The organism is Snodgrassella alvi, from assembly GCF_002777425.1.
In the GTDB taxonomy this organism is placed as follows: domain Bacteria; phylum Pseudomonadota; class Gammaproteobacteria; order Burkholderiales; family Neisseriaceae; genus Snodgrassella; species Snodgrassella alvi_B.
Genome location: NZ_MDVC01000004.1, coordinates 1 through 26,184 on the forward strand (window position 1 = coordinate 1; position 26,184 = coordinate 26,184).

Below are 26,184 nucleotides of genomic sequence, written 5' to 3' on the forward strand. Positions count from 1 at the left end.
AGAGACAAAAGGACTGGCTAAAGAAAAGCAGCTAGAGAATTTATTTTACTCATCAGACAGTCATTGTGTTAGAACGAATGCCGATGAGTAGGTAGTGTCTGTCAGATTAAGTTTAAGCTAGTACAGTTTTCATTACGTCGTAGTTTGCCTTTCACACCCAGATAAGTACCATTAAAATTATTGTAACCCTGGCGGTCTTCATTTTCACGGTCAAATGCTACACCGCCAATCAGTGTCAGGTTTGGCAATGTATTTTTATTCAGCCAGCGCACATCGGCTCCATAATAATAACGGGTAAAATCAATTACCCCTCCTGCATGTTTAGGTGCTGCCTCGCTTTGGCCGGAATAGACTGGTATTGCACCACATGGCGTCGGCCAGCATACATCATGACATACAGACTGTTATGTTCATTAACAGGCTTATCCCAGGTAAAGCCGGTTTGGCTCTGATCAATTTCCTTGCGCATATTATAATCCCTAACATTCTGAGCTACCTGGCGCGGATTCTCCTGCCATTGCTCGCGCGTAAGTCCGCCTGGGTCTGCGGCCCGGATACGCACTTGATTTATAATCCAGTTCAGGGTACTGCCATCATTCAGATTCCAGGTAAATTTGGCATTGTTCAGCACTTTGCGTGCATCACTGTATTGCCGATAACCATTGGTATCAAAATAACTGGAATTGATGTTATATGCTGGTAACCATGCTGTATCGCTGCCACCTTGCATCTGCAATGAAGTTTGCTGTTTAGCAAAACGGGCGGAATTAAAACCCAGACTCACACTAGGCTTGCCCTCCCCTTCTCGCGTAGTCGCCAGAATAGTTCCGCCTGAAGAATTACCATATAATGAAGAAAACGGCCCACCAAGCACTTCTATTTTCTCTAGCGAATTCAAATCAATATTAGAAGTTTGTCCCTGCCCGTCCGGCATTGATGCCGGAATACCATCAACGTAAATCCGAATTCCTCTCACCCCAAACGTTGAACGGGCGCCAAAACCGCGCATGGAAATCTGCATATCCTGAGCGTAGTTTTCCCGCTCTAAAGCCTGCAAACCGGGAATGCCTTTCAAAGCATCAGAAATATTGGTTTTTGACGTATTTGCCAGTTTTTTCGCATTCACGGTATAAACAGATGCTGCTGTATCCAGCCATACTGTATTAGTACGCAAGGCTTCCACTTCAATATCCGGCAGACGAGCTTCATCTTTATCTTCGGCATAAGCCATGGCTGGCAGTATTGCCAGTGATAAAACTAAAATCTTAAGATGGGTGCGAATCATAGTGTTAGGCACTGAGAAAATTAATATAGAATCTCCGGAACAACAACTTAGGCAAACCAATTGCTCTTATGAATATTTACCGTAACATCAGTATATTCTGTATCACACATAAAATCAGTCATTTATCAATTTTATGCATAAAAATATAAACCCGACAATATAAGCAATTTTTTGCTGCTGAACGTAAACATTACCGTCTGAAAACATATCCATTAACACAGAACCCAACACGATTATCAGACAATAAAAAATGCTGCCGGTTATCAACCAGACAGCATCTTTATAACTTTATCCAGTCCTACAACAATGGGCCAAACAGGCGCACTGTATTTTCCACCAGCCCCCACCATTTTGAACGCGCCTGCCATGCCTTGAGTTCAATAAATTCACAGTCACGCAGATAGCCGTTCTGTAATGCGACCACTGACTCAGTCATACCTTCATCATAAATCGCCAGACTAATTTCCATATTCAGATAAAAGCTGCGCATATCCATGTTTACGGTACCAAACAGGGTGTAATCGCTATCCACAGTTAAGGTTTTGGCATGTAACAACCCGCCCTTAAACAGAGCGATTTTGACTCCGGCCTGTAATAACATCGGGTAATACGCACGTGAAGCATATTTCACTAGTTTGGAATCAACTGCTTCCGGTACAATCAGCGTAACATCGACACCACGGGTAGCCGCTGTAGTCAGAGCCAGCAGCAAAGCATCATCTGGAACAAAATAAGGCGTAGTAATGATAATCCGGCGCGTGGCGGCATGAATGGCATTGACAATTGTGTCATAAATAACCGGGCTGCCCTGTTCCGGCGCAGACGGAATAACTTGCACCACGATGCCATTCTGTTCCTGCTGGGCAACCTGTAAATTATGCATAAGCGCCTGTTTACCATAGCTATCCACCCATTGCTGCACCTGCATCAGATTGGATTCAGTCTCTACCGCCATATCACCGGCAAATACCGCTGCCAGCGGCTGTACCAAACTACCCTCACAACGCATCATGACATCTACCCATTGTCCGACACCGGCATTCTTTTTGAAAAAGCGCGGATCCACCAGATTAAAACTACCGGTGTAGCCAATTTTCTGATCTATCACCGCAATTTTGCGATGATTACGCAAATCTGCCCGCACAAACAAAGTACGCCAGAGCTGAATAGGTAAAGCTTCAGTCAGGGTAATACCAGCACTGCGTAAACGCTGCGGCCAGTCACTGCGCCAGAATCTGGCACTGCCAATACTGTCGACCAACATACTGGTTACCACACCGCGTTGTGCTGCTGCCATGGCATCGTTGAGTAATGCAACAATTTCACCCTGAGGATCAACAATATAAAATGCCAGCAGACAGCTGGTTTTAGCCTGCTGAATATCATGGCGGATAGCAGCAATAATTTCCTCATCATTGGTGATCAGGGTTAGATGATTGTATTCCGTCGCTTCAAAGCCAGTTTTATCAGCTGCAATCAGGCTGATACCATGATAGCGTGCATTCAGGCCACTACAGGCATGCTGGTTAAAATCATGCAGATAAGTTTCACTAAATCCCTGATAGAACTTCACCAGCTCATGCTGCCGGCGCAAACGACGCGAACCCAGCCTTGGTTCCCCGATCAATAAATAGCCCACGGCACCAACTAGAGGAAAAGCCATCAACATCAAAATCCACGCAACAGATACACCCGTATTACGCTGGTGGTACAACACCCGTACCACCAGCACGGTTACCACCGCCACGTGTAACACAACAATCATTTCTGCCCACGGTATATTATGTAACATATAAGCCAACCTGTTGTTTCTGAAACCATCAGATACGGTAAATTATAAAGAGATAGGTAGATAATCTGAAAAAACAATTGCAATACCGGTCAGACAAAAAATTCTGGCAGGTACAGAAAATATATCCTGTGCCTGCCGTAATAATAGGCTGTACTCGCCTGAATTATCTGTTTTAACTGGTCATTCGTTTGCCAATATAGCAGCAATTAGTTTTGATGGTATTCAACTGACAAACGATGCACTGCATCTACTGCAAACTTCACCATTTCCGGATCAGTAAACTGATTAATACCATGTCCGAGATTAAATACATGCCCACTGCCTGCGCCATAACCAGCCAGCAAACGCTTAATTTCACATTCAATACTTTCTGAATTACCAAATAATGCCAGCGGATCCAAATTACCCTGCAAGGCTACCCGCTGCCCTACCTGATGGCGAGCCTGATACAAATTAACTGTCCAGTCCACACCCAAAGCATCGACGTCTAGTGCAGCCAGTTGTTCCAGCCATTGCCCGCCGCCCTTAGTAAATACAATCACAGGTATTCGCCGTCCATCTGCCTCACGCTGTAAACCAGACACTACTTGTTGCAGATAGAATAAATCAAATTCCTGAAATGCAGCATCACTGAGAACACCGCCCCAAGTGTCAAAAATCTGTACAGCCTGAGCACCCGCAGCAATCTGTTCATTCAGGTAGGCAGTTACTGTCTGCGCATTAATATCCAGTATCCGATGTAACAATTGCGGGCGTTGATACAACATGGTTTTCAATAAACGAAAATCCCGGCTACCCCCGCCTTCAACCATGTAACAGGCCAAAGTAAACGGACTACCGGAAAAACCAATCAGTGGCACACGCCCATTCAACGCCAGCCGAATACTACGCACTGCATCAAACACATAGCGCAAACGGCTCATATCAGGCACCTGTAAACGTGCCACATCCTGTTCATGCTGTAGCGGATGGGTAAATTTTGGTCCCTCACCTTCAACAAAGTGCAACCCCAACCCCATGGCATCTGGTACAGTCAGAATATCGGAAAACAGAATGGCAGCATCTAGCGTAAAGCGCTCCAGAGGCTGCAAGGTAACTTCTGTAGCCAGTTCAGGATTATGGCATAATGCCAGAAAGCTGCCAGCCTTTGCCCGTGTTGCTCGATATTCCGGTAAATAACGCCCTGCCTGCCGCATCAGCCATACCGGTGTATAGTCTACCGGTTGTTTCAGTAAGGCACGTAAAAATGTATCGTTATGTAAAACTGCCATAATTAACCTCAGGCAGCTAGCACATTAAGCACTAACTGCCTGTTAAATCAAAACTAAACTAAAGATTACAACTCATCATCACTGATGGTAGCCAATATCTGGTTGCGTTGCTGCTCGGCAGCTTCGCTCTGGCCAGACTGCTCCAGCACCTTGGCCAGCAGCAATCTGGTCACATTATTATTGCGTGATTGTAAACTGGCTTCCAGATAGCTTTTAGCCTTACCCCACAATTGCTGCTGGTAGCTCAATTCACCCATCAATAATAACAAATCCGAGTCTTGCGGATGCTGTTGCAACCATTTATCCGCCGTAACCATATTCTTTTGTTGCTCTTTGCCGCTTAAATACTGGTTAGCCTGATTAAAAGCAGGTAGCAATGCTGCATCATGAGTACGCGGATAATATTTTTTTACCCACTTCAATGCCTGAGTATACATGCCCAGCTGAAGATATTTTTCCACAATATCCACACTAAGTGTGCTTTCCTGCTCATCTACCGGTATTAACCTGAGGCTGTTTTTCAGTTCAGCCGAGTCTTTGGCCTCTGTCAATAACTGCCGATAAGCCCAGCAGCGGTAGTGTAGCTGTTCACTGTCACTTAAAGCACCTGCACGGATTAATTTGTCAACCTGCTGCAATACTCCCTGTGCATTACGCTGTTCCCAGTCATAACGTAATTGCAGCTTAACCAGCCGGGTTAAATTCGGGTTGATTTTAGCGGCGGCGTCCAAAGCATTTTTTGCCTGTTGATCATTGTGTTGTGCCAATGCAGATTGTGCCAGCAGCAGATAGCGGGATAGCTGCTGTTTTTGCGGCAGTTTGGCAACATCATTCAAATACCGGTCACGGGTTGTAATGTCATCCATCTGATCTGCACTGTGCGCAGCCAATAATAATGCCAAGGCACGGCTGTGCTGCCCCTGCTTGTTGCGTAACACCCGTTCTGCCTCTCGAGCAGCAAACTGGAATCGCCCTTCAAAATAAGCCAGACCAGCATGATTCAATGCTGTTTCAACCTGATGACGCTGATGATTAATGCGCCAATGCTGCCAGTGTCCGGGTAAATGCACAAAACCCATCACGATGCGTAACAGAATATTCAACAGCACCACAGCTAACAGAACAATACCAATAAAAAGCTGCAAATTAATGCGTACCAGAGTCTGCTCAACCACAATGTATACATCACCACTGTAATACTTCGCACCCAGTACTACAGCAACCGCAACAATGAACAGAACAATCAACCATAACAAAGATCTCATAATGTATGTTCTCCCTGCTCGGAAGAGGCTGCGGACACATTATTACTGTTTTCCAGACTGACCGGCCTTTCAGAATGTAAAGCTGCTGGAGCAGAAGCACTGCTGGCAGCAGAAGCACTTAAATCCGGCAGCGCTGTAGACATATCCATTCCAGACTGATTCTGATATTCACGTACAGCAGCCAGACTGGCAGACAGATTACTGTCCTGATTGGTTTGCACATTAAGCATTTTTAATTGCACCAGCTCTTTCAACCAGGATTGTGTTGCCACTGAGCTACCATCGAAATACTGTTTTACTGTCGCTTCGGCGCCGTTCAGATCAGCCACATACACTTCACCACGACGCTGAATAAGAGCAATACGAGCATCGAGTAAACGCAGGCGCAGATTTTCACGCACAAAATATATCTGCTCTGGTGACATCAGCATCGAATCATTATGATTGATATGACGTACTTCTACCATGCCGCGCAGAGAGTGCATAGTAGTTTGCCAGGTACGTTGCCACCATGAAGCATTCGGATTAATTGTTGCAGTAGCCGGGGCAGCACCTGGCTTTAACTGACCATCTACGACCAAAGGCAAGCCGGCAACGGCTGATTCCAGACGATTCAGGCGTAAAGAAGCACTGGCCGTGTCCAGATATGGACGGTTTTTCAGGTTTTCCAAGTCACTGCTGATGGCTTTTTTGATTGGCAATAATTGTGGCTGATCAAAACGTGATAAACGGTTATCCAGATTTTCGAGTACATTTACGGCTACCGGCACATTGCCAGAAATCAATAACTGCTGCGAGGCCAGATTAAGCGTAGCTTCAATTTCATCAACCAGCCAATCTGTGCGGCTTTTCACCAGCTCCTGATAGGCACGGGTAAGACGGTCAACATTCTCACCCTGAGTTTTCTGCTGCGATTGCAGCTCCTGCAACTGTCGACTCAATCCATCAATGCGTGCCAGGCCTGTTTCTACGGTAGCCGCAGTTTTACTGGCATCAATACCAGCATTATCGATTTTATGATCAAATTGCAGTTGTTGGGTTTTAAGCTGGTTCTGGCCTTCAACAAATAAAAAGCCACTGGCTCCTAATGCCAGCAAAGATAATACCAGAGCCCCCAGCGCAATCCCTTTACCCGAACCGGAATGTTGCTGTTTTACAGAAGTTGACTGGCTAGGTACATTGGGTGCAGACATGCCTGATCCTGTGTTGTTTTTTTGAAAATCCGTAGTTTGATGTGCGGTATCTTTATCTTTTCCTGTACTTTCAGCAGCCGCAGAAGTAGCCGATTCTGGAGGTGCACTAACCTCACCCTGTTTATTCACCAGTAATGGCTGCTTCCCCTGTTCAGGAAGCTGGCTAGACTGTGCATCTTGTTGTTCACTCATTCGGTATACTCCCTACATAATAATTGGGATAAACAACACTCCTGCGTCACTATCAAAGCGTGCTGTGAGAACGCAAAAGTTCCAATCCACGGCATAAATCCGATACCAGTAGTGTCGAGACACCATACTCTGTTAACGCAGTTGCTGTGCGCGGATGGTGAACTAAGTATAACAAGCTTTTGCTAACTGCGTACAAATCTGGCGGCAACTGCGTAAACCATGCCTGCACAGCTGCGGTTGTCGTCATATAAACCGCCTTCAAACTTCCCTGCTGTGCCTGTTGTGTTAATACTGACCAATCAACTGGCTGTGGCTGGCGCTGGTACACCTCAGCGACCTCAATCTGCCAGCCCTGCTGATGCAATTGATTAATGATTAAATCACGTCCACCAACACCACGAATCAGCAGTAGCTTACCTTTTTGCTGCTGCCACAAAGGTAAACGTAAAACTGCCTCACTATCATGTCCGTCACTGGGATTTAAAATTCGCTTGAATCCATAAGCAGCTAATGTTCTGGCTGTAGATGCCCCTACCGCCACATGCAGTAATTTTTCTGACTGAGAAACATATTTGGCCGCAATATGCACAGCACTGGGACTAACCCAGAGAACAACATTCTGAACCAGACTTTGCAAAACTAACTGTTGTAAAACTGCTGACCGTGGTTGCAATTGCTGATATTCAAGCAATAGCGGTATCCAGCCAGCGCGGATACAACAGTCTATATCAGCAGTCGCAGCCAATCGCGGGCGCATTAGTGCCAGACAGGGTTGAGCATTCATCGGCCAGATAATACGGCATTAATCAGCTGTTGTGCGCCCTGCTGGGCTAACTGCTGAGCCACTTTTAAACCAAGCAGCTCCGCCTCTTCCATGCTGGCCTGTGCACTGGCACGCAGCACAGTTGTGCCATCAACAGAAGCAACCAGACCACGCAACTCAAGCATGCCAAACTTTTCAATACAATATGCAGCCAGAGGAACCTGACAGCTACCCCCCAAAACCTTTGCCATAGAACGTTCTGCAGTAACACAAGCAGCTGTAACAGGATGATGAAGTGGTTGTAGCAGCTCCAGTAAATCCTGGCGATGGGCTGCAACTTCAATTGCTAATGCGCCCTGCCCGACAGCCGGCAACAATAAATCAGACGGTAATATATTTCGGATACGCTCATCTAACCCCAGCCGCTCGAGGCCGGCTGCTGCCAGAATAATTGCCGCATACTCCTGTCTATCCAGTTTATCCAGACGCGTCTGTACATTCCCGCGCAAAGGCTTTACCTGCAAATGCGGATATCGCAACCGAATCTGCGCTTCACGACGCAGGCTGGAAGTACCCACTATCGCTGCAGCCGGCAAGTCAGCCAGGCTGGCATATTGATGAGAAACAAAAGCATCCAGCGGATTAGCACGCTTTGTTATAGCTGCCAGTACAAAGCCTTCCGGTAGTTGCATAGGTACATCTTTCAGAGAATGAACTGCAATATCAGCAGTTTCCTGCTGCAAAGCCAATTCAAGCTCTTTGATAAACAGCCCCTTACCACCTATTTTTGATAAAGACTGATGCAATATCTGGTCGCCCTGGGTCGTCATACCCCGAATATCAACAGATAAATCAGGGTACACCGTTTGAAGACATTGCTGCACATAACGTGCCTGCCACATAGCCAGAGCACTTTCACGACTGGCAATGACTAAATTTTTTTTTGTCATACTGATACACAAGAATCAAGAAAATCAGAGCTGAAATTTTAGCACTAACTAGAGAAAGTACAGATTTTAATCAACCCTATCCAGGCTGGACAAAGAATGTGCCTCAGGACGCCGCAATAATTCACGAACCAGACTACTCACACCAGCCTGCGCTGATGCACGAATAAACTGTACATTTTGCAAACCTTCATACGGCTGTGGATCAATCAGAAAAGTTTCTGTCTCGGGCGGAATATACTGCACTAAACCAGCTGCTGGATAAACCTGTAAAGAAGTGCCGATGATTATCGCTATATCAGCAGCACGCATCAATTGTATTGCCGGCTCAATCATGGGAACTGCCTCACCAAACCAGACTATATGCGGCCGCATCAGGAATCCACTGACGTCAACATCCGCCATGGTCTGATCAGAAAAACAGTCTACAATATAATTCTCATCGACACTGCTTCTGGCTTTTAATAGCTCACCATGTAAATGCAGCACATGACTACTTCCAGCCCGCTCGTGCAAATCATCTACATTTTGAGTAATAATATTTACATCATAGCCACTTTCCAGATGCCTTAAAGCAAGATGGGCAGCATTGGGTTGAACATTTTGCAACTGGTGCCGTAAACGATTATAAAAATCCAGCACTCGTAAAGGGTTGCGGGCAAAGGCCTCAGGCGTGGCCACATCGTCTACCCGCTCCCCATCCCACAAACCACCATGATTACGAAAAGTCTGTAAACCACTTTCAGCGCTAATGCCAGAACCTGTTAAAACAACTACCCGTTGCCTGGTTGAAGAAATAGACATGTTTAAATATGCACAAAAGCGGTAATTGCTGCTTTTAACCGTTGTAGCCCGGCCTGTAAATCAGCATCAGTCAATAACAGACTTGGAGCCAGACGCAACACATCGTTACCAGCAACCAAAACCAGCAAGCCATGTTGCAATGCTAATTGCATTAACTGTGCCGCCCGCCCGCTATAGGCCTCAGACATCACACAGCCAAGCAACAGCCCCTGTCCCCTCACCTGAGAAAACACACCCGTTGTTGCACCTAATTCCTGCAATCCAGCCTGCAATTTTTCTCCCTGCTGCTGCACATTCTGCATGGTTTCCGGTGTATTGATAATATCAAAAGCAGCGCAACCAACAGCACACGCAAGCGGATTACCACCGAATGTGCTTCCGTGACTGCCGGGCGTAAAACTGCATCCAACCTTGGCGGTAGTAAGCATGGCACCTATCGGAATACCACAACCCAGTGCTTTAGCGCTGGAAACAATATCCGGCTGCACATCATAGTGCTGATGTGCAAATAATTTTCCGGTACGCCCCATACCAGTCTGCACTTCATCAAAAATCAGTAGTGCCTGATGTCGGTCACAGGCCTTTCTGGCTGCCTGTAAAAACTCTGCGGTTACCGGCAATACACCACTTTCTCCCTGTATCGGTTCAATGACAACTGCACAGGTTTTATCACTAACCGCAGCTTCAATAGCGGCAACATCATTAAACGGAATATGCCGAATCCCTCCTGGTAACGGTGCAAAGTCATCACTATATTTTGGCTGCCCCCCAACCGAAACAGTAAACAGCGTGCGCCCATGAAAACCATTAACACAGGCTATAATCTCATGTTTATCAACGCCCGAGAAATGATCGCGTGCATATTTGCGAGCCAGCTTAAATGCAGCTTCATTTGCCTCAGCTCCAGAATTACAAAAAAACACCTGCTCTGCAAACGTATGCTTTACCAGGCGCTGCGCCAAATCCTGAGCTGGTTGAGTGGTATAAATATTGGAAATATGCCACAGCTTATGCGCTTGCGCTGTAAGCGCTTCAATTAATACCGGATGGCAATGACCCAACGCATTAACTGCAATACCTCCAGCCAAATCAATGTATTCCTGCCCATTCTCATCCCAGACTCTGCTGCCCAGCGCATGCTCAGGAAGCACGGGCGCAAAATTAAAATTAGGTGTTAGATAATTATGCATCTTTCTCTCTATTTATCTATACAAACATTATTTATCAATAGCATAAAATTACAATAATCAACAGACATTAAGACCTTGATATTTAGTTATATCATAAACCTGATAAATCAAAATGGAAACCATTGCACAATTAGGTACTCTATATCCAAAAAGACTGTAGCAATTGAAGTAGGATTAGCAATCACAAGCTTACTATAGAATTTAGTTAATACACATAAAACCATAACTCATCTATTTGGTAACTTAAAATCAGATTACTTAACATTAAGAAACAAATCAAGCACAAGCACTGAATGATAGTGCACATTTCTCCTGATCCCTATTTCTACTATGCAATATAAATATTATAATTTATTTCAAATATTTATAAAAATATCGCATAATCATATGTATACAATAAGAAAAATCCATTCATCACAGCATATTAACACTTACACTGTATTTAACTTAATACCTAAACTTCAACAGCACTCAAATACATCCGCATTATTCAAATTATTACCACAAATTCATTATACCGAACCAAAGTACAGCCTCAGAATATGTACTTATACTGACTCGCCATGGCAAATTTGCTCAACTGGTTTTCTCTCTTGCAAGAAAAGGCCAAGGCGTATAAAAACAGGCCACAGAAATTTATTTGCTTGATAAGCATTACCCCAAGAAAACACATTACGAAAATAGAAACCGCTGTACCATACAGTTTAAATACCTCACTGCAATATGGAAATCATCTGTTTACGCTATTCACCATTTGTTACTGGAAAGCGATATTACAGTACTGTACCCATTATTGCTCAACGCCTCTTTATCCAATATTAAAGTGATAATAGCCCATGATGAAGCGAAAATAATTTATGTTTTTTGGGCATTGATGAAAATCACATCAACATGCTGTTTGTTAATGACGCAAGCCGTGAAAAAGCCGCAGATAGATTACTGTTGAAATACGCCATTAAATATTTTTCTGCAAGCCAAATAAATATTCATGAACATAACCCGCAGGGTAATGCGCTTTAGCGTCACATGAGGTCTGCCCAGCCTGGCCACTCTAAGCTTGAATGATCACAGAAATCCGTTTCTCTTGCTACATAAAAGGCTGGATTTATCATGTTTACTCCCTCTTCCTATGAGAGAGAGTAAACTGGTTACTGGTCTGTTACGGGATATACTAGTCCATAGAGCAAGCAAATTACATCTGACGCAAACGATTAATCCGGTTGTCCAGAGAGGGATGGGTACTAAAAAGAGGATCAGCAGCCTCACTGGCAATTCCCAAAGCTGACATATCAGCCGGCAAATGACTTGTTTCACCTTTCAAACGCTGTAAAGCCGCAATCATTTTCGGCGCCCCCACCAGACGGGCTGCGCCAGCATCTGCACGATATTCACGCTGGCGGCTAAACCACATCACAATCAAACTCGCCAGAAAACCAAAGACTATCTGTAAAATCATACTCACCATAAAGTAAGTATTCTGCGACACCTCACCCTCATCATTTCTGGCTGTAGCCTCTGCAATACGACGAGCCCAGAAAAAAACAAAGGTATTCACCACACCCTGTAACAGCGTCATTGTCACCATATCACCATTGCCAATATGTGCCATTTCATGTGCCAGTACCGCTTCTACTTCATCCTGCGACATACCGTGCAATAGGCCAGTACTGACAGCAACCAGCGAACTATTACGTGTGGCACCAGTAGCAAACGCATTAGGTTCAGGCGAATCATAAATAGCTACTTCCGGCATAGTAATATTCCACTGACTGGCCAGATTGGCAACAGTATTTAACAGCCATGCCTCTGCTGCCGTTTGTGGCTGACCAATTATTTGACCATTAACCGACCTGAGCGCCTGTGTTTTAGACATGATCAGAGAAATAAAAGAACCGGTAAAGCCAACTACAGCGGCCAGCAATAACAGACTACTGGTACCATTACCATAGACATTAATCCCCAAAAGCGCACAGAGAATATTCAGAACAACATTAATGACAATGACAACTGCAAAATTGGTAGCAATAAACAATACAATGCGTTTCACATTATGCCCTTTTAATTTCTGCAAAATTTAATCAGCACAATATTAGTGACATACTAAAACATTAATAATCAGTTTTTCATCAAACTGGTTGGTGAAAATCAAAAACAGAATTCCCATAAAAGTATTATATAAAAACGATCAGGGTATCGAATTTAATCATCCGAATTATGACATCTAAACCATTTCAACCAATTTATATATGTCTTTATAATATTATAACAGCAAAAACAGATAAGTATCAGAGACGCACTTCTCCATGGCCCAGAACAATCCATTTCTGACTGGTTAGCCCATGTAAGCCTACGGGACCACGCACATGAATTTTATCAGTAGAAATACCAATCTCAGCACCCAGACCATACTCATACCCATCTGCAAAGCGGGTAGACGCATTAACCATTACACTGGCTGAATCTACAGCACGTAAAAACAATTGTGCATGGGACAAATCATTGGTAACAATAGTATCAGTGTGATGGCTGCCATAGTGATTGATATGATTGATGGCCTCATTAACATCAGTCACAACTTTAATAGACAGAATCGGCGCCAGATATTCGGTTGACCAGTCAGCTTCGCTTGCCGGGATAACTTTATCAGCCAAAATTCGCTGAGTATGCACACAGCCACGTAACTCAACATTTTTTTCAGCATACTCTTGCTGCAGCAAAGGCAATAATTCTGCTGCACGACTGGCATGAACCAACAAAGTTTCCATGGTATTGCAAGTACCATAACGTGAAGTTTTGGCATTTACAGCAATATCAATCGCCATTTCTGTTGCAGCAGAGACATCAATATAAACGTGACATACCCCGTCCAGATGCTTAATAACTGGTACACGGGCCTTTTCATTCACCCGCTGGACCAGTCCTTTACCACCACGGGGAATAATCACATCTATATACTCAGGCAAATTCACTAAAACATCCACACCAGCTCGATCTGTTTCGGTAAGCAGATTGACAGCAGCTTCCGGTAATTCTGCCTTTTTAAGTGAGGCTGTAATAACAGCAGCAATTGCGCGATTACTGTTAATCGCTTCGCTTCCTCCACGTAAAATACAACTATTACCAGATTTCAGGCATAGAATTGCAGCATCCAGAGTAACATTTGGTCGCGATTCATAAATCATGCCAATAACACCTAACGGTACACGCATTTTACCAAGCGTAATACCACTGGGCAGAGTACGAAACTCATCCATCTCACCCACAGGATCAGCAAGTGCGACAACCTGATGCACGCCATCGATCATGGCCTCAATACTGCGCTCGGTAAGTTGCAACCGATCCAGCAACGCAGCATCCAGCCCCTGCTGACGTGCCAATTTCATATCAATTTCATTGGCAGCAAGAATTACTTCTTGCTGTGCAGCCAAATCCTCCGCAATAAAAGACAAAGCCAAATTTTTTTGTGCAGCAGAAACAGTAGTTAAAGAAAAATAAGCTTCTTTGGCTGCTTTGGCCGTTTCAGTAATATATTTGGTTAATACCATGCGAATTTACTTTCCAGAAAACAACGCAAAAATCATTCTTATTCTCATATAAAATCACACAGGACACATTTACCCAACTACAACAACCCTTGCATATACCCTGAAAGCCGAATTATACGTAAACATTATTACGCTTAATAGAGCAGCAAAACAGCGGCAAAACTAATCAATATGTGTATCTGTTGAATCTTTAAACTGAGTCTGCGGCTTTAGTACAATCAGATTATCTACTGCACCTATCGCATTAATATCCTTACCCGGATAATCAAGTTCGGTCAGAAAATGACGAATACAATTGAGGCGAGCACGTTTTTTATCATCAGACTTAATTACTGTCCACGGCGCATCACCGGTATGCGTATGAAAAAACATATCGTTTTTGGCTGCGGTATAATCATCCCAACGATCCAGAGACTGAATATCAACAGGCGAAAGTTTCCAGTGTTTTAACGGATCGTCACGTCGAGAAATAAACCGGCGCAACTGCTCTTCTCTTGAAACCGAAAACCAGAACTTAAACAAATAAATACCACTATTTACCAGCATCCGTTCCAATTCTGGCGTCTGGCGCATAAATTGTAAGTATTCATGAGGCTGACAAAAGCCCATCACCCGTTCCACACCAGCACGGTTGTACCAGGAACGATCAAAGAACACCATCTCTCCACTGGTAGGTAAACGTTCAATATAGCGCTGAAAATACCACTGACCTTTTTCTGTCTCGGTAGGTTTTTCCAGAGCCACTACCCGAGCACCACGTGGATTAAGATGTTCCATGAAGCGCTTGATTGTTCCACCCTTACCGGCAGCATCCCGACCTTCAAACAAACACACAATCTTCTGGCCAGACTGCTTAACCCAGTTTTGCACTTTCAATAATTCAATTTGCAATCTGGCTTTTTCACGTTCATAGGTTGCACGTCGCATACGTGTCCGGTAAGGATAGCTTGCTGGCAAAGGCGCTGTAGAGGAATCTTCATCCGAGTGTTTACCCTGATACTCCAGCACACTTTTTTCAAAAACATTTAATTTGGTATCTTTATCCTGGTCATTGGCTTCATTAGACTGGCCGGATTGCAATTGCTGCTCACTCATATTACTCCTTTCCTCTCTGGCTCCAAGTAAACCAAAAATTTTCTTTTTTAAGAAAAGTGATAATCCGTGTAAGTATTGTAACTCAATGTCGCATTTACTTACCAAATAATCTGTCATTATTCAAATAATCTATTGAGTTATTGATATATCTGCATAACTTCTTTAGGTAACCACCAACCTGATTACCTGCTATTGTCGCCATTTACACAGAAATACAACTTATCCATACATACATCAACATCCTGTCTATATACACCATTAAAAACGGGTAATCAAAACTGATTACCCGCTGCAAAAGGTCATAAGTATGCTGATTGCTAAAACAGTGAGTCTAACTGGCCATTATTGCCAGACTGCGGAGCAATTGGTATTTCACCAGCATCATCAGCACCCTCGTTATCATTTGTTCTGGACGTTACCGGGCCATCTGCTCGATTATCCAGCGGCAAATCAGGATTGGTTGTCTGATATTCTTTAAGAAAATATTCACCAGATTTCTGCACAATACCAGCTGGAACCGGGGTATTAACAATCGGCTTGCCCTTCAATGCATAGCGCATATAATCCAGCCACACAGGTAAAGCAATAGTACCACCAAAGGCCGAACGTCCCATGCTGCGAGGGCGGTCAAAACCAATATATACTGCACTGACCACATTCGGATTAAAACCCACAAACCATGCATCCTTATTATCATTGGTTGTGCCCGTTTTACCCGCAATATCACTTCGTCCCAGTGCACGAGCGCCATAAGCAGTACCATGATTAACCACATCCTTCATCATGTGATATAAAATATATGCATTACGCGGATCAATAGCCAGCGGCGCATTCTGATTGGCCACTAGTGGCTGCATCTGGGCGCGTAAATTACCACGACTATCATAAACTCGGTCAATCACATAATTGGAAACTTTAAAACCGCCATTGGCGAAAATAGCAAAACCTTCCGCCATCTGCATGGGCGTTACCTGACCACTACCCAGTGCCATGGATAAACTGTTCGGAATCTGATCTGAACGAAAACCGAAATGTTGCACATACTGTCTAGCATAATCAACGCCCATTGCCATCAATATACGGATTGAAACCATATTCTTGGATGCTGTTAATGCCTGACGCAGCGTAATAAACCCGGCATAACGTCCATCCGAGTTTTTAGGAGTCCAGGCACGCCCTCCAGCCCCTAGCCCAGGCAATACTATCGGAGCATCATTTACCATGGTTGCAGGAGTAAAGCCCTTTGCAATAGCTGCAGAATAAATAAATGGTTTAAAAGAAGAGCCTGGCTGACGCTTGGCCTGAGTAGCACGATTAAAACTGCGCCGATAATAATCATAACCACCAACCAGTGCTCTTACTGCACCAGTTTGTGCATCCAGAGCAACAATTGCACCTTGCAATTCCGGCTGCTGCACAACACGAAAACTCTTACCATCACTGCGCACATGCACCACTGAACCAATACGGATAGAAGCTTCTCCCCATTTAGCATTACCAATGGCACGTTTAATCCAGTTATAGCTATTGCCGCCAATACGACTTTCGCCCACACCGGCTATGTATACCACTATAGAATTTGAATCCAGTGCAGTCACGACAGCTGGCAACATACCATCCACGGCTGAACGATTAGCCAGATACTGTTCTATCTGCTCATCACGGATATCATCCGGAATCTTACTCAGATCAAAAAAACCTTCTGCTCCGCGATAAACCGAACTCTTATCAAAATTAGTCAGTACTTTACGCAATGCCTGTGTAGCTACGGCCTGATCCTGTGAATTAACTGTGGTATAAACCCGAAAACCCTGAGTATAGGCAGCATCACCATATTTTTCATACATCTGCTGACGTACCAATTCTGCGACATACAGAGCGTTCTGGTCGATAGCTTGCTGATAATGTACATACTGTAGAGGTTCAGCAAAGGCCGCTTCAGCCTGAGCAGGAGTAATCTTGCCCAATTCAACCATATTATTCAGGATATAGCGTTGACGCATTTTAGCTCGTTGCGGATTTACAACAGGATTAAAAGTGGATGGTGCTTTGGGTAAGCCTGCCAGAATCGCTGCCTCTGCCAAATCCAGTCTTTGCACCGGTTTATTAAAATACGCCAGAGATGCGGCCGCAAAGCCATAGGCACGCTGACCTAGATAAATCTGATTAAAATAAAGCTCAAGAATCTGATCTTTAGTTAATTTCTGCTCAATCTTGTAGGCAAGAAGAGCCTCATTAAATTTACGTGTATATGTGCGCTCATTAGTGAGATAAAAATTACGCGCTACCTGCTGGGTAATCGTACTGGCACCTGACTGTACGCCGCCAGTCATATTAGAAATCAATGCGCGGGTAATACCAATAAAATCAACTCCACCATGCTCATAAAAACGTTTATCTTCAGCGGCCACTACTGCGTCTTTGAGCACCTGAGGAAAGTCATTGATCCGGGTAAAAGCACGTCGTTCTTCCCCAAACTGCCCCATTAGCTTCCCATCAGCAGAATAGATTGTTAGCGGCATCTTGGGTTGATAATGTGTCACAGCCTCTAAAGACGGCAATTTAGGATAGGTAGCCAAAATCGCAATTGCCACCAGACCTGCAGCAAAAAGTCCCAGTCCGACCAACAGACCTACGGTAGATAGTAATAATTTTCTAATCATAATCAACTAATTTTCATTTAAAGGCTGCGAAACATATTCAAAATAAAGTAAACTTTGTTCTTCATTTAGTTAACAATGCACAACGGCAATTTTTAAAGCACGTAACATTTATTTGATAAACAGACAGAAAGCCCTTTCATGAAACTGAATAATTTCAAAATAAATTCAAAGAATAAGAAGGTGGCCACAACTTCCTCGGGACAGTGTCTTGGTATCAGTATTACTGATAAAAGCATTAACATGGTGCTATTGAGTGCACGCAGTTTAAATCAATTTCGTCTCGAAAAATACGTTGTTGTCCCTCTGCCAAAAAACATAGTTGGTAATGGCAACATCGAAAACCATGAAGAACTTGTTGCTCATTTACAACAGGCAAAACATAAACTACAAAGCAATTGCCGCAACATTACCGTAGCCATTTCTCAAAAACAGGCTTCCATTCAGTTCCTTGATCGGGATGAGGATACAGAGTATACCGAAGAAGAACAGGTTATGGCTGAACTAAGTCAATATGACTCTCTTGATGACGTCAGTTATGATTACCAGAGCGTTATTACCACTGATCGGGGCAAGGAAAATCTGCTACTGGTCAACAGCAAACGGGATGATGTCAATATCCTGATGGATGCTTACAGTGATGCAGGAATCACACCCACTCAAATGGATGTCGATTTACTGGCAGTAATAAACAGTGCCATTACGTGGATCAATATCAGACAACCAGACCTGGCCGATAAATGTATTGCTGTATTCAATATTGATTACAGGGAAACGCAGGCAATTATCATGCGTCATGGCAAGCTACTATACAAACAGGAAATTAATCTTGGCTATGATCATTTGATGCAGTCTATACGACGCAGCTATCAACTAACTGAAGAAGAAGCCTGGGACATGCTCTATAGCCCGTCCAAGCCTGAAGATTACAACTCAGCCGTAGCACAGCCATTTCAGCAACAGTTTATTCAGGAAATTCAGCGGGTTTTACAGTTTTACTTTACTTCTGCCATTCAAGAAAACGAAATTGAGGAAATTCTGATTTTTAGTTATGGCAACAACGGAACCAATGGTTTCACTGACAGTATCAGACAGCAAACCCGCATCCCTGCACAACAGATTAACCCCATACTGTTAGCACAACCTGGTAATAATATCGAACAGGCAAAATTACAACAGGACAGTAGCTTATTAACCATTGCCTTTGGGCTGGCTGTAAGAGGATTATAAGATGTTACCTTTATTGAAAATTAACCTGTTACCTTATCGTGAAGCATTACAGGCCAAACAAAAGAAGCAGTTTCAGACTCTATTGGCAGGAGCAGCCATAATTGGTCTCGGACTGGCGTTTCTGGGCTATATGGCTTTTGATGGTCGAGTAAGCAGTCAGGAAAGCCGCAATCAGGTTTTAAAAAATGGTATAAGCAAACTGGATGCAGAGATTAGCGAGATTGCCAAACTGCGAGAGGAGCGAAAAAACTTTATGGCGCGACAGGAAAAAGTTGCGGAACTATCTAATAAACGTTTTGAAGCAGCCCGTATACTGGATACACTGGATGCTGTAGCGCCTATGGGATTATATGTAACCAGCATCGAAGCTCAGGATGCCAATACTTACACAATTAATGGCAAAGCATTCAGTGATGCCAAAACTGCTGCATTTATGAGCGCACTACCAGGTAAACTTTTTAGTACACCTGAATTGTTAAATATTAAGCGGGTTAATAATACACAAGAATTCAGCATCCGCGTACGTTTGAATAGCAATATTGGCCAGCAGGAAGACATGATAGAAACTAATCAAGCCATTAGTTCAAATGCAACACTTGCAGAACAAAATCAGGCAACAGAAAAACCACAGAATCAGGTTACATCTGGTGCATCAGCAGCATCAAATTGAAGGAGTAGCTGAATATGGCAAAAAACATTGACCTCAAAGCAATAGATTTAAACTCCCTACACCAACAAGGCAAACCTGTACAACTGGGTATGGCCGGAGGCATTATTGTTGTTATTCTGGTTCTGGCCTATTTCTTTGTTTATAGTGGCCAAAATGGACAATTGAGCCAACTGAAACAGGAAGAGGAAACACTGAAACAAACTTACACAGAAAAAAGTCAACAGGCAACCCATCTGGATGCACTGAAAGCGGAACTAGATAGCATAAATGGTTCATTTCATTTATTATTGAAGCAGCTGCCAACACAGGCAGAAATTCCTAATCTGATTCAGGAGTTGCACGAATGTGCAACCAAAAATGGATTGAATATGGATAGTGTGACACCTGCACAAGCACAAAATACTTATTCAGGAAATTCAGGAAATCAAACAGATAATAACGCTGAGCAGCAGGTTATTCAGACATTACCCTACAATATTACCCTAACCGGTAATTACAATCAGATCAGTCAGTTTATGCGTGATGTGGGAAAATTATCACGTATTGTCACCTTAAACGCCATTGTTCTGAAACGTAATGATAAAGATAATACGCTTACCTTAAAAGCAGTTGCCAATACTTACAAAGCGTTAACCGATGCAGAAATCAAAACACAAACTAATGATAAAAAAAGATAAGTTTACGTTCTCTGTAATCACGGTACTTTAAAATAGATAAGCAATGGATTAAACATGAATAAATATCTACTCTGCCTTTGTATTCTGACATTAGGTGCATGTTCGGCAGCCAATGAAGATCTGCACGAATGGATGCAAAATACCAGTCAGCAAGCAAAATCCAAACCTATTAAATCAAAACAAACTGAAATAAATATTCAGCCCAATTATAATCCTCCGGCGCTGCCACAAATGAATATCTTTGATCCTGCACGTTTAAAAGCCGGATTACAAGGAACCAATGCCCCTGACTTAAACCGTCCCAGACAGATTCTGGAAAATTATTCTTTGAATGAGTTGCATTATGTCGGCCTGATTAAAGCTGCAGGCAAAGCACCCTCAGCATTCATTGCTGTAGATGGACATGTATATACTGTTAAACTGGGTAATTATCTGGGACAGAATTACGGACATATAACAGCAATAACACCAGATGAAATCGTTATTTCAGAATTAGTTGAAGATTCATATAGTAACTGGTCAAGCCGACGTGCCAGCTTACCATTACAGGCGGCAGACAGCACTTCTGCAAAAACATCCAGCCGGAACTGAAAAAAGTAACCCATTTAAAATTAAGAAGGTATCAATATGAAAATTAAAACCATATCTATTTTATCCACTCTGGGTCTGGGTTTACTGAGTCAGAGTCTACTGGCGGGTAATATTACCGCTATTAAAGTTGGTGCTCTGCAGAAGCAACAACGCCTGATTAAAATCCAGTTTGATAAAGATCCTGCCCTACCACGGGGTTTTACTACCGAGAATCCAGCACGAATTGCACTGGATTTTGCCAGTACCGGATTAGCAGTACCACAAAATCTGCTGAAATTTAATGACTCGGTCTTGCAGCAAATTAAAGCTGGTCAGACTTCGGGTCGCACACGCGTTATGCTGTCTTTAGCAAAAGCAGGTCAATATAATGCCGCAATTAAAGGTAACGAAGTCTGGGTATACGTACAAGAATCACTTCCAGCAAAAAATAAAGTTAACAGCAAACAGACTCCGCTTGTTAACACTAAACCTGTATTGAATGCACCATCCTATCCGGCAAGCAGCAATATTACAGAACAGGTAGTCAGCCGTCAGTCGGTAAGCGCAGATAGCAATACATATAATACCGCTGTTCCGGTTAATGTAGATTTTCAAAAGGGTAAAAATGGTAATGCCGTAGTTTCCATTATTGGGCTAAATGGCAAAGTCCAACCTGTAATTAAACGCAATCCGTCCAGCCTGACTTTAACCTATAAAAATGTACCTTTATTAACTGAACAGCAACGCAATCTTGATGTTACTGATTTTAGTACACCGGTACGCACTATTCGTTTGCACAGGATAGGTAATGATACTGAAATTAATATCCAGATGCAGGGTAGCTGGGAATACAATCAGATTAAAAGTGGCAATAATCTGATTGTAGAAGTATCACGCAAGTTTGAATTAGACAGCGAAGGTTTAAAAAATACCAATAAATCTTTTAAAGGTAAACGCGTTTCTTTAGACTTTCAAGACATTGATGTTCGTACCATTCTACAAATTCTGGCAAAAGAATCTGGTATGAATATTGTCGCCAGCGACAGCGTTCAGGGGAAAATGACTATTTCATTAAAAGATGTTCCCTGGGATCAGGCGTTAAATCTGGTGATGGAATCACGCAATCTGGATATGCGGCGTAATGGTAACGTAATTAATGTTGCTCCACGTGATGAATTACTGTCCCGTGATACTGCCACTCTTGAACAGCAAAAGAAAATCGATGATTTAGGAGCACTACTTTCCCAAACTTTCCAGCTAAAATACCGGAGTGTAGAAGAGTTCAGGAAAATTCTTAATCTTTCGGAGGATGGAACAAGTTCGGATCCAGAACATAGTATTTTAAGTCCTCGAGGTAGTGCATTACTGGATCCTGCAACTAATACCCTAATTATTACCGATCTTGGTAGTGTCATTAAAAAATTTGAGAAACTGGTAGCACAAGTTGATGTTCCCTCCCAACAGGTATTGATAGAAGCGCGAATTGTAGAAACTACCGATAGTTTTGCACGTGAATTAGGAACCAAATTTGGTTACTCCAGACTTACAGGTAAAAATATAATTGGTGGACATATTACAGAGAAGAGTTGGAATACTAGTACTGGCGAGGCATCGGTTAAATTTGATTCACCAAATGTTAATCTTGGTGTAATTAATCCAACTTCCATCGTGTCTTGGGTACATAATTTTGCTTCAGGTGCATTGTTCCTTGAACTTTCAGCTGCACAAACTGAAGGTAAAACCAAAATTATTTCTTCACCGAGAGTATTAACTCAGGATCGCAAAGAGGCCAAAATTGAATCTGGTTATGAAGTGCCCTATCAGGAATCAACTTCTAGCGGAGCCACCTCTATCAGCTTTAAAGATGCTATTTTGGGATTAAAGGTTACACCACAAATTACTCCAGATGGCAATATCATTATGACATTGAAGGTACAAAATGATAAACCGATCTCCTGTTCAAATGTTGCACCTGATGTACCGCTGACTAGTGATATTTGTATGCAAAAACGAACTGTTGATACCCAAACCATGATAGAAAATGGTGGTACATTAATTATTGGTGGTATTTATAATGAAAATAATGGAAACACTATAGATAAAGTACCTTTATTAGGTGATATTCCAGGTGTTGGTAATTTATTCAAACACAGAAAAAAAACTCAACAACGTAATGAAGTACTGGTTTTCATTACGCCACGGATTGTTGAATCCACTAATACTCCCCTAAAATATTGAGGTAGAACAGTAGATTAATTCAGCCAGTCAGTAAAACAGACTGGCTTTTCTTATTTAAACAATAAATAAATTTTGAGTTTTAGATTATGCTGGTCTTTAAAATATCAAATCAGCAAAGCCCCATATCATATTTTAATAGCTCAAAATACATAGAAACATTCTTTTGTTAATTAATGAGTCATCCATCATAGAAACTCTGCAAGTTAATAAAGGCATACTTATTTATTTTATATTTTTAAATTTAGCACTATTCATCAACTATCTACCATAGTTTACTAATGCATAAATTGCAACACTCAGTTACAATAACAAGCATGGATAATATAGCTGGCAATCTGATTCTGATCGGTTTGATGGGAGCAGGTAAAACTACTCTTGGTAAACAACTGGCAAATAAATTACGCCGTCCCTTTTATGATAGCGATCAGGTAATTTGTGAACGTACCGGTGTTTCCATCCCAACCATTTTTGAACTTGAGGGAGAAGCAGGATTTCGCTGTCGTGAGGCAACGGTTATCAGCGAGCTGGTACAACAAAAAAATATTGTTATTGCTACCGGTGGCGGCACCATTTTACAAATCGAAAACCGGCTTAAACTGCAACAGAATGGCCATGTCGTTTATCTTCATGCCCAACCGGAAGTCTTACTGAGTAGAATTCAGCATGATAAAAACCGCCCCCTGTTACAGGTCTCTAACCCACTAGCCAAACTACAGGAATTATATACTATACGTGATCCTATTTATCGTGCCACCGCACATACCGTAATAGATGTAGGCAGTCCTTATTGTACTCATACCGTTAGCCGGTTAATTCGATTACTGCGCCAGCCTTCCCAACAACTGTCTCTGTTATAAATCATCATGCATACCCTTTCTGTTGCAACCGCCTCACATCAATATCCAATTTTTATTGGCAGTAATTTGCGTGAATCCGCGCACAGTATTCTTGCACCCTATCTCAATAATAAAATTGCCATTATTAGTAATGATACAGTGGCAGCATTGTACCTGCCGCAATGGCAGCAGATTCTGACCCAGTCAGGTTATGAGCATTTCAGTATTATTTTGCCCGATGGCGAACAATATAAAACCTGGCAAACACTGAATCTCATTTATGACGGGCTGATGCAACACAGAGCTGAACGCCAGACTACTTTATTGGCTTTGGGTGGGGGTGTCATTGGCGATATGGTAGGCTTTGCGGCTGCAACTTATCAGCGTGGTACTCCTTTTATTCAGATTCCTACCACGCTTCTTAGTCAGGTAGATTCATCTGTTGGGGGTAAAACAGCAATCAATCATCCCTTGGGAAAAAATATGATTGGCGCGTTTTATCAGCCTCAGGCTGTATTTATCGACTTAAACAGTTTACAAACCTTACCTCCTCGCGAATTTTCCGCTGGTTTGGCAGAAGTAATTAAATATGCAGTATTAGGTGATGTTGAATTCTTACAATGGCTGGAAAGCAATATTGCTGCATTAATTGATCAGAATTCATCTGTACTAGCTCAGGCTATTTATCGCTGCTGTCAGATGAAAGCCGATATTGTAGGCAAAGATGAAAAAGAAACGGGTATTCGCGCTTATCTCAATCTGGGACATACCTTTGGCCATGCCATTGAAGCAGAAATGGGCTATGGCAACTGGTTGCATGGAGAAGCTGTTGCAGCGGGTACAGTACTGGCATGCCGCTTGTCTGAACAACTTGGCTATCTGCGCCCAGAAGATACTACACGCGTCATTACTATATTATCTCAGGCCAATCTGCCCGTTGTTCCTCCACGAATGTCATTGAACGCATGGCTTACCCATATGAGCCATGATAAAAAAGTAATTGATGGAAACCTGCGTTTTGTCGTGCTGAAAACCCTTGGACAGGCCACGTTAGCTGACAATATAACAGCTGAAACACTAGCGATAACATTGAAGCAATATATCTCCTGAAGCATGTTAGAATCCCTATCTGCCAAATTATCAACTTTTATGTTAAACGCAAGATAAAGTATGACCAACAAACCTGACCTGCAAGCAAAAGGCAATAAAGATCAAATTCGTAGTATCCGCAGCTTTGTTCTTCGCCAAGGCCACATGACTGCTGCACAACAACGTGCCATTGATACACAATGGGCACAATTCGGTATTGATTTCAATAAAAACATAGTAGATTTAGACACTATATTCAATAGGAATGCACCTAAAATTCTGGAAATCGGCTTTGGCATGGGTGTCGCAAGTGCCGCAATTGCCCAGAATCTGCCTGCATGCGATTTTCTGGCTATTGATGTACACGGCCCAGGTGTAGGTAATCTGCTAAAACTGATTCAGGAACAGAATATTCAGAATATAAAAGTGATGCGCCACGATGCAGTAGAAGTGGTCAATCATATGCTCAGCAACGATAGCCTGCATGGCATTCATATTTTTTTTCCGGATCCCTGGCACAAAAAGCGCCATCACAAACGTCGCCTGATCCAGATACCCTTTATTGCCCAATTACTTCCAAAACTGCAAAAAAACGGCTATATTCATCTGGCAACTGACTGGCAGGAATATGCCGAACAGATGCTTGAAGTGTTAACCAGCTTTCCGGAATTACAAAATACTGCTAATGATTTTGCTACAACACCCGCCTATCGGCCGGAAACAAAATTTGAAGCACGCGGTAAACGTCTGGGACATGGTGTGTGGGATTTGGTTTTTGTAAAAAAATAACAGCAAGAATTAATAAGAGTAAAGACATTTAAGGTACAATCACCTTGGATTGCATTACGGCAATTCATTTTTCCGTCAAATAA

General features: G+C 42.8%; 22 protein-coding genes. 8 read left to right on the plus strand and 14 right to left on the minus strand.

Going from position 1 to position 26,184, the window contains the following annotated elements; all coding sequences use genetic code 11:
- Positions 1–101: 101 nt before the first annotated feature.
- The 14 genes from BGI33_RS13340 to BGI33_RS01745 form a co-directional block, all read right to left on the minus strand.
- Positions 102–272, minus strand: coding sequence for a hypothetical protein (locus BGI33_RS13340; protein WP_218965097.1), 171 nt, complete (start codon positions 270–272; stop codon positions 102–104).
- A gap of 32 nt (positions 273–304) precedes the next feature.
- Positions 305–1,231, minus strand: a complete 927-nt coding sequence (locus BGI33_RS01680) for a TonB-dependent receptor plug domain-containing protein (RefSeq protein ID WP_218965098.1) — start codon at positions 1,229–1,231, stop codon at positions 305–307.
- A 352-nt stretch (positions 1,232–1,583) separates the two neighbouring features.
- Positions 1,584–3,077 (minus strand): cardiolipin synthase, encoded by a 1,494-nt coding sequence (cls, locus tag BGI33_RS01685; protein ID WP_100089663.1) that lies wholly within the window; start codon positions 3,075–3,077, stop codon positions 1,584–1,586.
- Between the two features lie 206 nt (positions 3,078–3,283).
- Positions 3,284–4,348 (minus strand): uroporphyrinogen decarboxylase, encoded by a 1,065-nt coding sequence (gene hemE, locus BGI33_RS01690; protein WP_100089664.1) that lies wholly within the window; start codon positions 4,346–4,348, stop codon positions 3,284–3,286.
- Positions 4,349–4,413: 65 nt separating this feature from the next.
- Positions 4,414–5,613, minus strand: a complete 1,200-nt coding sequence (locus BGI33_RS01695) for a heme biosynthesis HemY N-terminal domain-containing protein (protein WP_100089665.1) — start codon at positions 5,611–5,613, stop codon at positions 4,414–4,416.
- A complete protein-coding gene (locus BGI33_RS01700; RefSeq protein ID WP_100089666.1) occupies positions 5,610–6,998 on the minus strand; it encodes a uroporphyrinogen-III C-methyltransferase in 1,389 nt (462 codons plus the stop codon). Before BGI33_RS01700 ends, BGI33_RS01695 begins: the two co-directional genes overlap by 4 nt.
- A 52-nt stretch (positions 6,999–7,050) precedes the next feature.
- Complete coding sequence (locus BGI33_RS01705; RefSeq protein ID WP_100089667.1) at positions 7,051–7,782, minus strand: uroporphyrinogen-III synthase; 732 nt, start codon at positions 7,780–7,782, stop codon at positions 7,051–7,053.
- Complete coding sequence (hemC, locus tag BGI33_RS01710; RefSeq protein WP_100089668.1) at positions 7,779–8,711, minus strand: hydroxymethylbilane synthase; 933 nt, start codon at positions 8,709–8,711, stop codon at positions 7,779–7,781. Before hemC ends, BGI33_RS01705 begins: the two co-directional genes overlap by 4 nt.
- 66 nt (positions 8,712–8,777) lie before the next feature.
- Positions 8,778–9,512, minus strand: a complete 735-nt coding sequence (locus BGI33_RS01715) for an SIR2 family NAD-dependent protein deacylase (protein WP_100089669.1) — start codon at positions 9,510–9,512, stop codon at positions 8,778–8,780.
- Positions 9,513–9,514: 2 nt separating this feature from the next.
- Positions 9,515–10,702, minus strand: coding sequence for an acetylornithine/succinyldiaminopimelate transaminase (locus tag BGI33_RS01720; RefSeq protein ID WP_100089670.1), 1,188 nt, complete (start codon positions 10,700–10,702; stop codon positions 9,515–9,517).
- 1,192 nt (positions 10,703–11,894) lie between these two features.
- Complete coding sequence (gene htpX / locus BGI33_RS01730) at positions 11,895–12,749, minus strand: protease HtpX (protein ID WP_100089671.1); 855 nt, start codon at positions 12,747–12,749, stop codon at positions 11,895–11,897.
- A gap of 238 nt (positions 12,750–12,987) precedes the next feature.
- Entirely contained in the window at positions 12,988–14,247 is a 1,260-nt protein-coding gene (locus tag BGI33_RS01735) for a glutamate-5-semialdehyde dehydrogenase (RefSeq protein WP_100089672.1), read from the minus strand.
- A 162-nt stretch (positions 14,248–14,409) separates the two neighbouring features.
- Complete coding sequence (gene ppk2, locus BGI33_RS01740) at positions 14,410–15,342, minus strand: polyphosphate kinase 2 (protein ID WP_100089673.1); 933 nt, start codon at positions 15,340–15,342, stop codon at positions 14,410–14,412.
- A 317-nt stretch (positions 15,343–15,659) separates the two neighbouring features.
- Positions 15,660–18,005 carry a penicillin-binding protein 1A gene (locus BGI33_RS01745; RefSeq protein WP_100089674.1) on the minus strand — a complete coding sequence of 782 codons (2,346 nt, stop codon included), beginning with the start codon at positions 18,003–18,005 and terminating at the stop codon, positions 15,660–15,662.
- A gap of 180 nt (positions 18,006–18,185) precedes the next feature.
- On the opposite strand from BGI33_RS01745, the gene pilM reads away from it, so the two are divergent.
- The 8 genes from pilM (at position 18,186) to trmB (ending at position 26,101) form a co-directional block, all read left to right on the plus strand.
- Complete coding sequence (pilM, locus tag BGI33_RS01750) at positions 18,186–19,232, plus strand: type IV pilus biogenesis protein PilM (RefSeq protein ID WP_180297075.1); 1,047 nt, start codon at positions 18,186–18,188, stop codon at positions 19,230–19,232.
- 1 nt (position 19,233) lies between these two features.
- Positions 19,234–19,902 (plus strand): PilN domain-containing protein, encoded by a 669-nt coding sequence (locus BGI33_RS01755; protein WP_100089676.1) that lies wholly within the window; start codon positions 19,234–19,236, stop codon positions 19,900–19,902.
- 14 nt (positions 19,903–19,916) lie between these two features.
- Complete coding sequence (locus BGI33_RS01760; protein ID WP_100089677.1) at positions 19,917–20,579, plus strand: type 4a pilus biogenesis protein PilO; 663 nt, start codon at positions 19,917–19,919, stop codon at positions 20,577–20,579.
- A gap of 54 nt (positions 20,580–20,633) precedes the next feature.
- On the plus strand, positions 20,634–21,170 hold the full coding sequence (locus tag BGI33_RS01765) for a pilus assembly protein PilP (RefSeq protein WP_100089678.1): 537 nt from the start codon (positions 20,634–20,636) through the stop codon (positions 21,168–21,170).
- Positions 21,171–21,206: 36 nt separating this feature from the next.
- Positions 21,207–23,387: a type IV pilus secretin PilQ gene (gene pilQ / locus BGI33_RS01770; RefSeq protein WP_100089679.1), complete on the plus strand. Its 2,181-nt coding sequence runs from the start codon at positions 21,207–21,209 to the stop codon at positions 23,385–23,387.
- 314 nt (positions 23,388–23,701) lie between these two features.
- Complete coding sequence (locus BGI33_RS01775; protein ID WP_180297076.1) at positions 23,702–24,244, plus strand: shikimate kinase; 543 nt, start codon at positions 23,702–23,704, stop codon at positions 24,242–24,244.
- Positions 24,245–24,250: 6 nt separating this feature from the next.
- Complete coding sequence (gene aroB, locus BGI33_RS01780; protein WP_100089680.1) at positions 24,251–25,333, plus strand: 3-dehydroquinate synthase; 1,083 nt, start codon at positions 24,251–24,253, stop codon at positions 25,331–25,333.
- Between the two features lie 60 nt (positions 25,334–25,393).
- Entirely contained in the window at positions 25,394–26,101 is a 708-nt protein-coding gene (trmB, locus tag BGI33_RS01785) for a tRNA (guanosine(46)-N7)-methyltransferase TrmB (protein WP_100089681.1), read from the plus strand.
- Positions 26,102–26,184: the final 83 nt, after the last annotated feature.

Bases quoted from the DNA above. Each gene is read 5' to 3' on its own strand.
- ppk2 (WP_100089673.1), bottom strand. From the start codon at position 15,342: ATGAGTGAGCAGCAATTGCAATCCGGCCAGTCTAATGAAGCCAATGAC.
- hemC (WP_100089668.1), bottom strand. From the start codon at position 8,711: ATGACAAAAAAAAATTTAGTCATTGCCAGTCGTGAAAGTGCTCTGGCT.
- BGI33_RS01775 (WP_180297076.1), top strand. From the start codon at position 23,702: ATGGATAATATAGCTGGCAATCTGATTCTGATCGGTTTGATGGGAGCA.
- cls (WP_100089663.1), bottom strand. From the start codon at position 3,077: ATGTTACATAATATACCGTGGGCAGAAATGATTGTTGTGTTACACGTG.
- BGI33_RS01765 (WP_100089678.1), top strand. From the start codon at position 20,634: ATGAATAAATATCTACTCTGCCTTTGTATTCTGACATTAGGTGCATGT.
- BGI33_RS01745 (WP_100089674.1), bottom strand. From the start codon at position 18,005: ATGATTAGAAAATTATTACTATCTACCGTAGGTCTGTTGGTCGGACTG.
- BGI33_RS01715 (WP_100089669.1), bottom strand. From the start codon at position 9,512: ATGTCTATTTCTTCAACCAGGCAACGGGTAGTTGTTTTAACAGGTTCT.
- BGI33_RS01720 (WP_100089670.1), bottom strand. From the start codon at position 10,702: ATGCATAATTATCTAACACCTAATTTTAATTTTGCGCCCGTGCTTCCT.
- BGI33_RS01755 (WP_100089676.1), top strand. From the start codon at position 19,234: ATGTTACCTTTATTGAAAATTAACCTGTTACCTTATCGTGAAGCATTA.
- pilQ (WP_100089679.1), top strand. From the start codon at position 21,207: ATGAAAATTAAAACCATATCTATTTTATCCACTCTGGGTCTGGGTTTA.
- BGI33_RS01700 (WP_100089666.1), bottom strand. From the start codon at position 6,998: ATGAGTGAACAACAAGATGCACAGTCTAGCCAGCTTCCTGAACAGGGG.
- BGI33_RS01680 (WP_218965098.1), bottom strand. From the start codon at position 1,231: ATGGCTTATGCCGAAGATAAAGATGAAGCTCGTCTGCCGGATATTGAA.
- BGI33_RS01695 (WP_100089665.1), bottom strand. From the start codon at position 5,613: ATGAGATCTTTGTTATGGTTGATTGTTCTGTTCATTGTTGCGGTTGCT.
- BGI33_RS01735 (WP_100089672.1), bottom strand. From the start codon at position 14,247: ATGGTATTAACCAAATATATTACTGAAACGGCCAAAGCAGCCAAAGAA.
- aroB (WP_100089680.1), top strand. From the start codon at position 24,251: ATGCATACCCTTTCTGTTGCAACCGCCTCACATCAATATCCAATTTTT.
- BGI33_RS01760 (WP_100089677.1), top strand. From the start codon at position 19,917: ATGGCAAAAAACATTGACCTCAAAGCAATAGATTTAAACTCCCTACAC.
- hemE (WP_100089664.1), bottom strand. From the start codon at position 4,348: ATGGCAGTTTTACATAACGATACATTTTTACGTGCCTTACTGAAACAA.
- trmB (WP_100089681.1), top strand. From the start codon at position 25,394: ATGACCAACAAACCTGACCTGCAAGCAAAAGGCAATAAAGATCAAATT.
- BGI33_RS01705 (WP_100089667.1), bottom strand. From the start codon at position 7,782: ATGAATGCTCAACCCTGTCTGGCACTAATGCGCCCGCGATTGGCTGCG.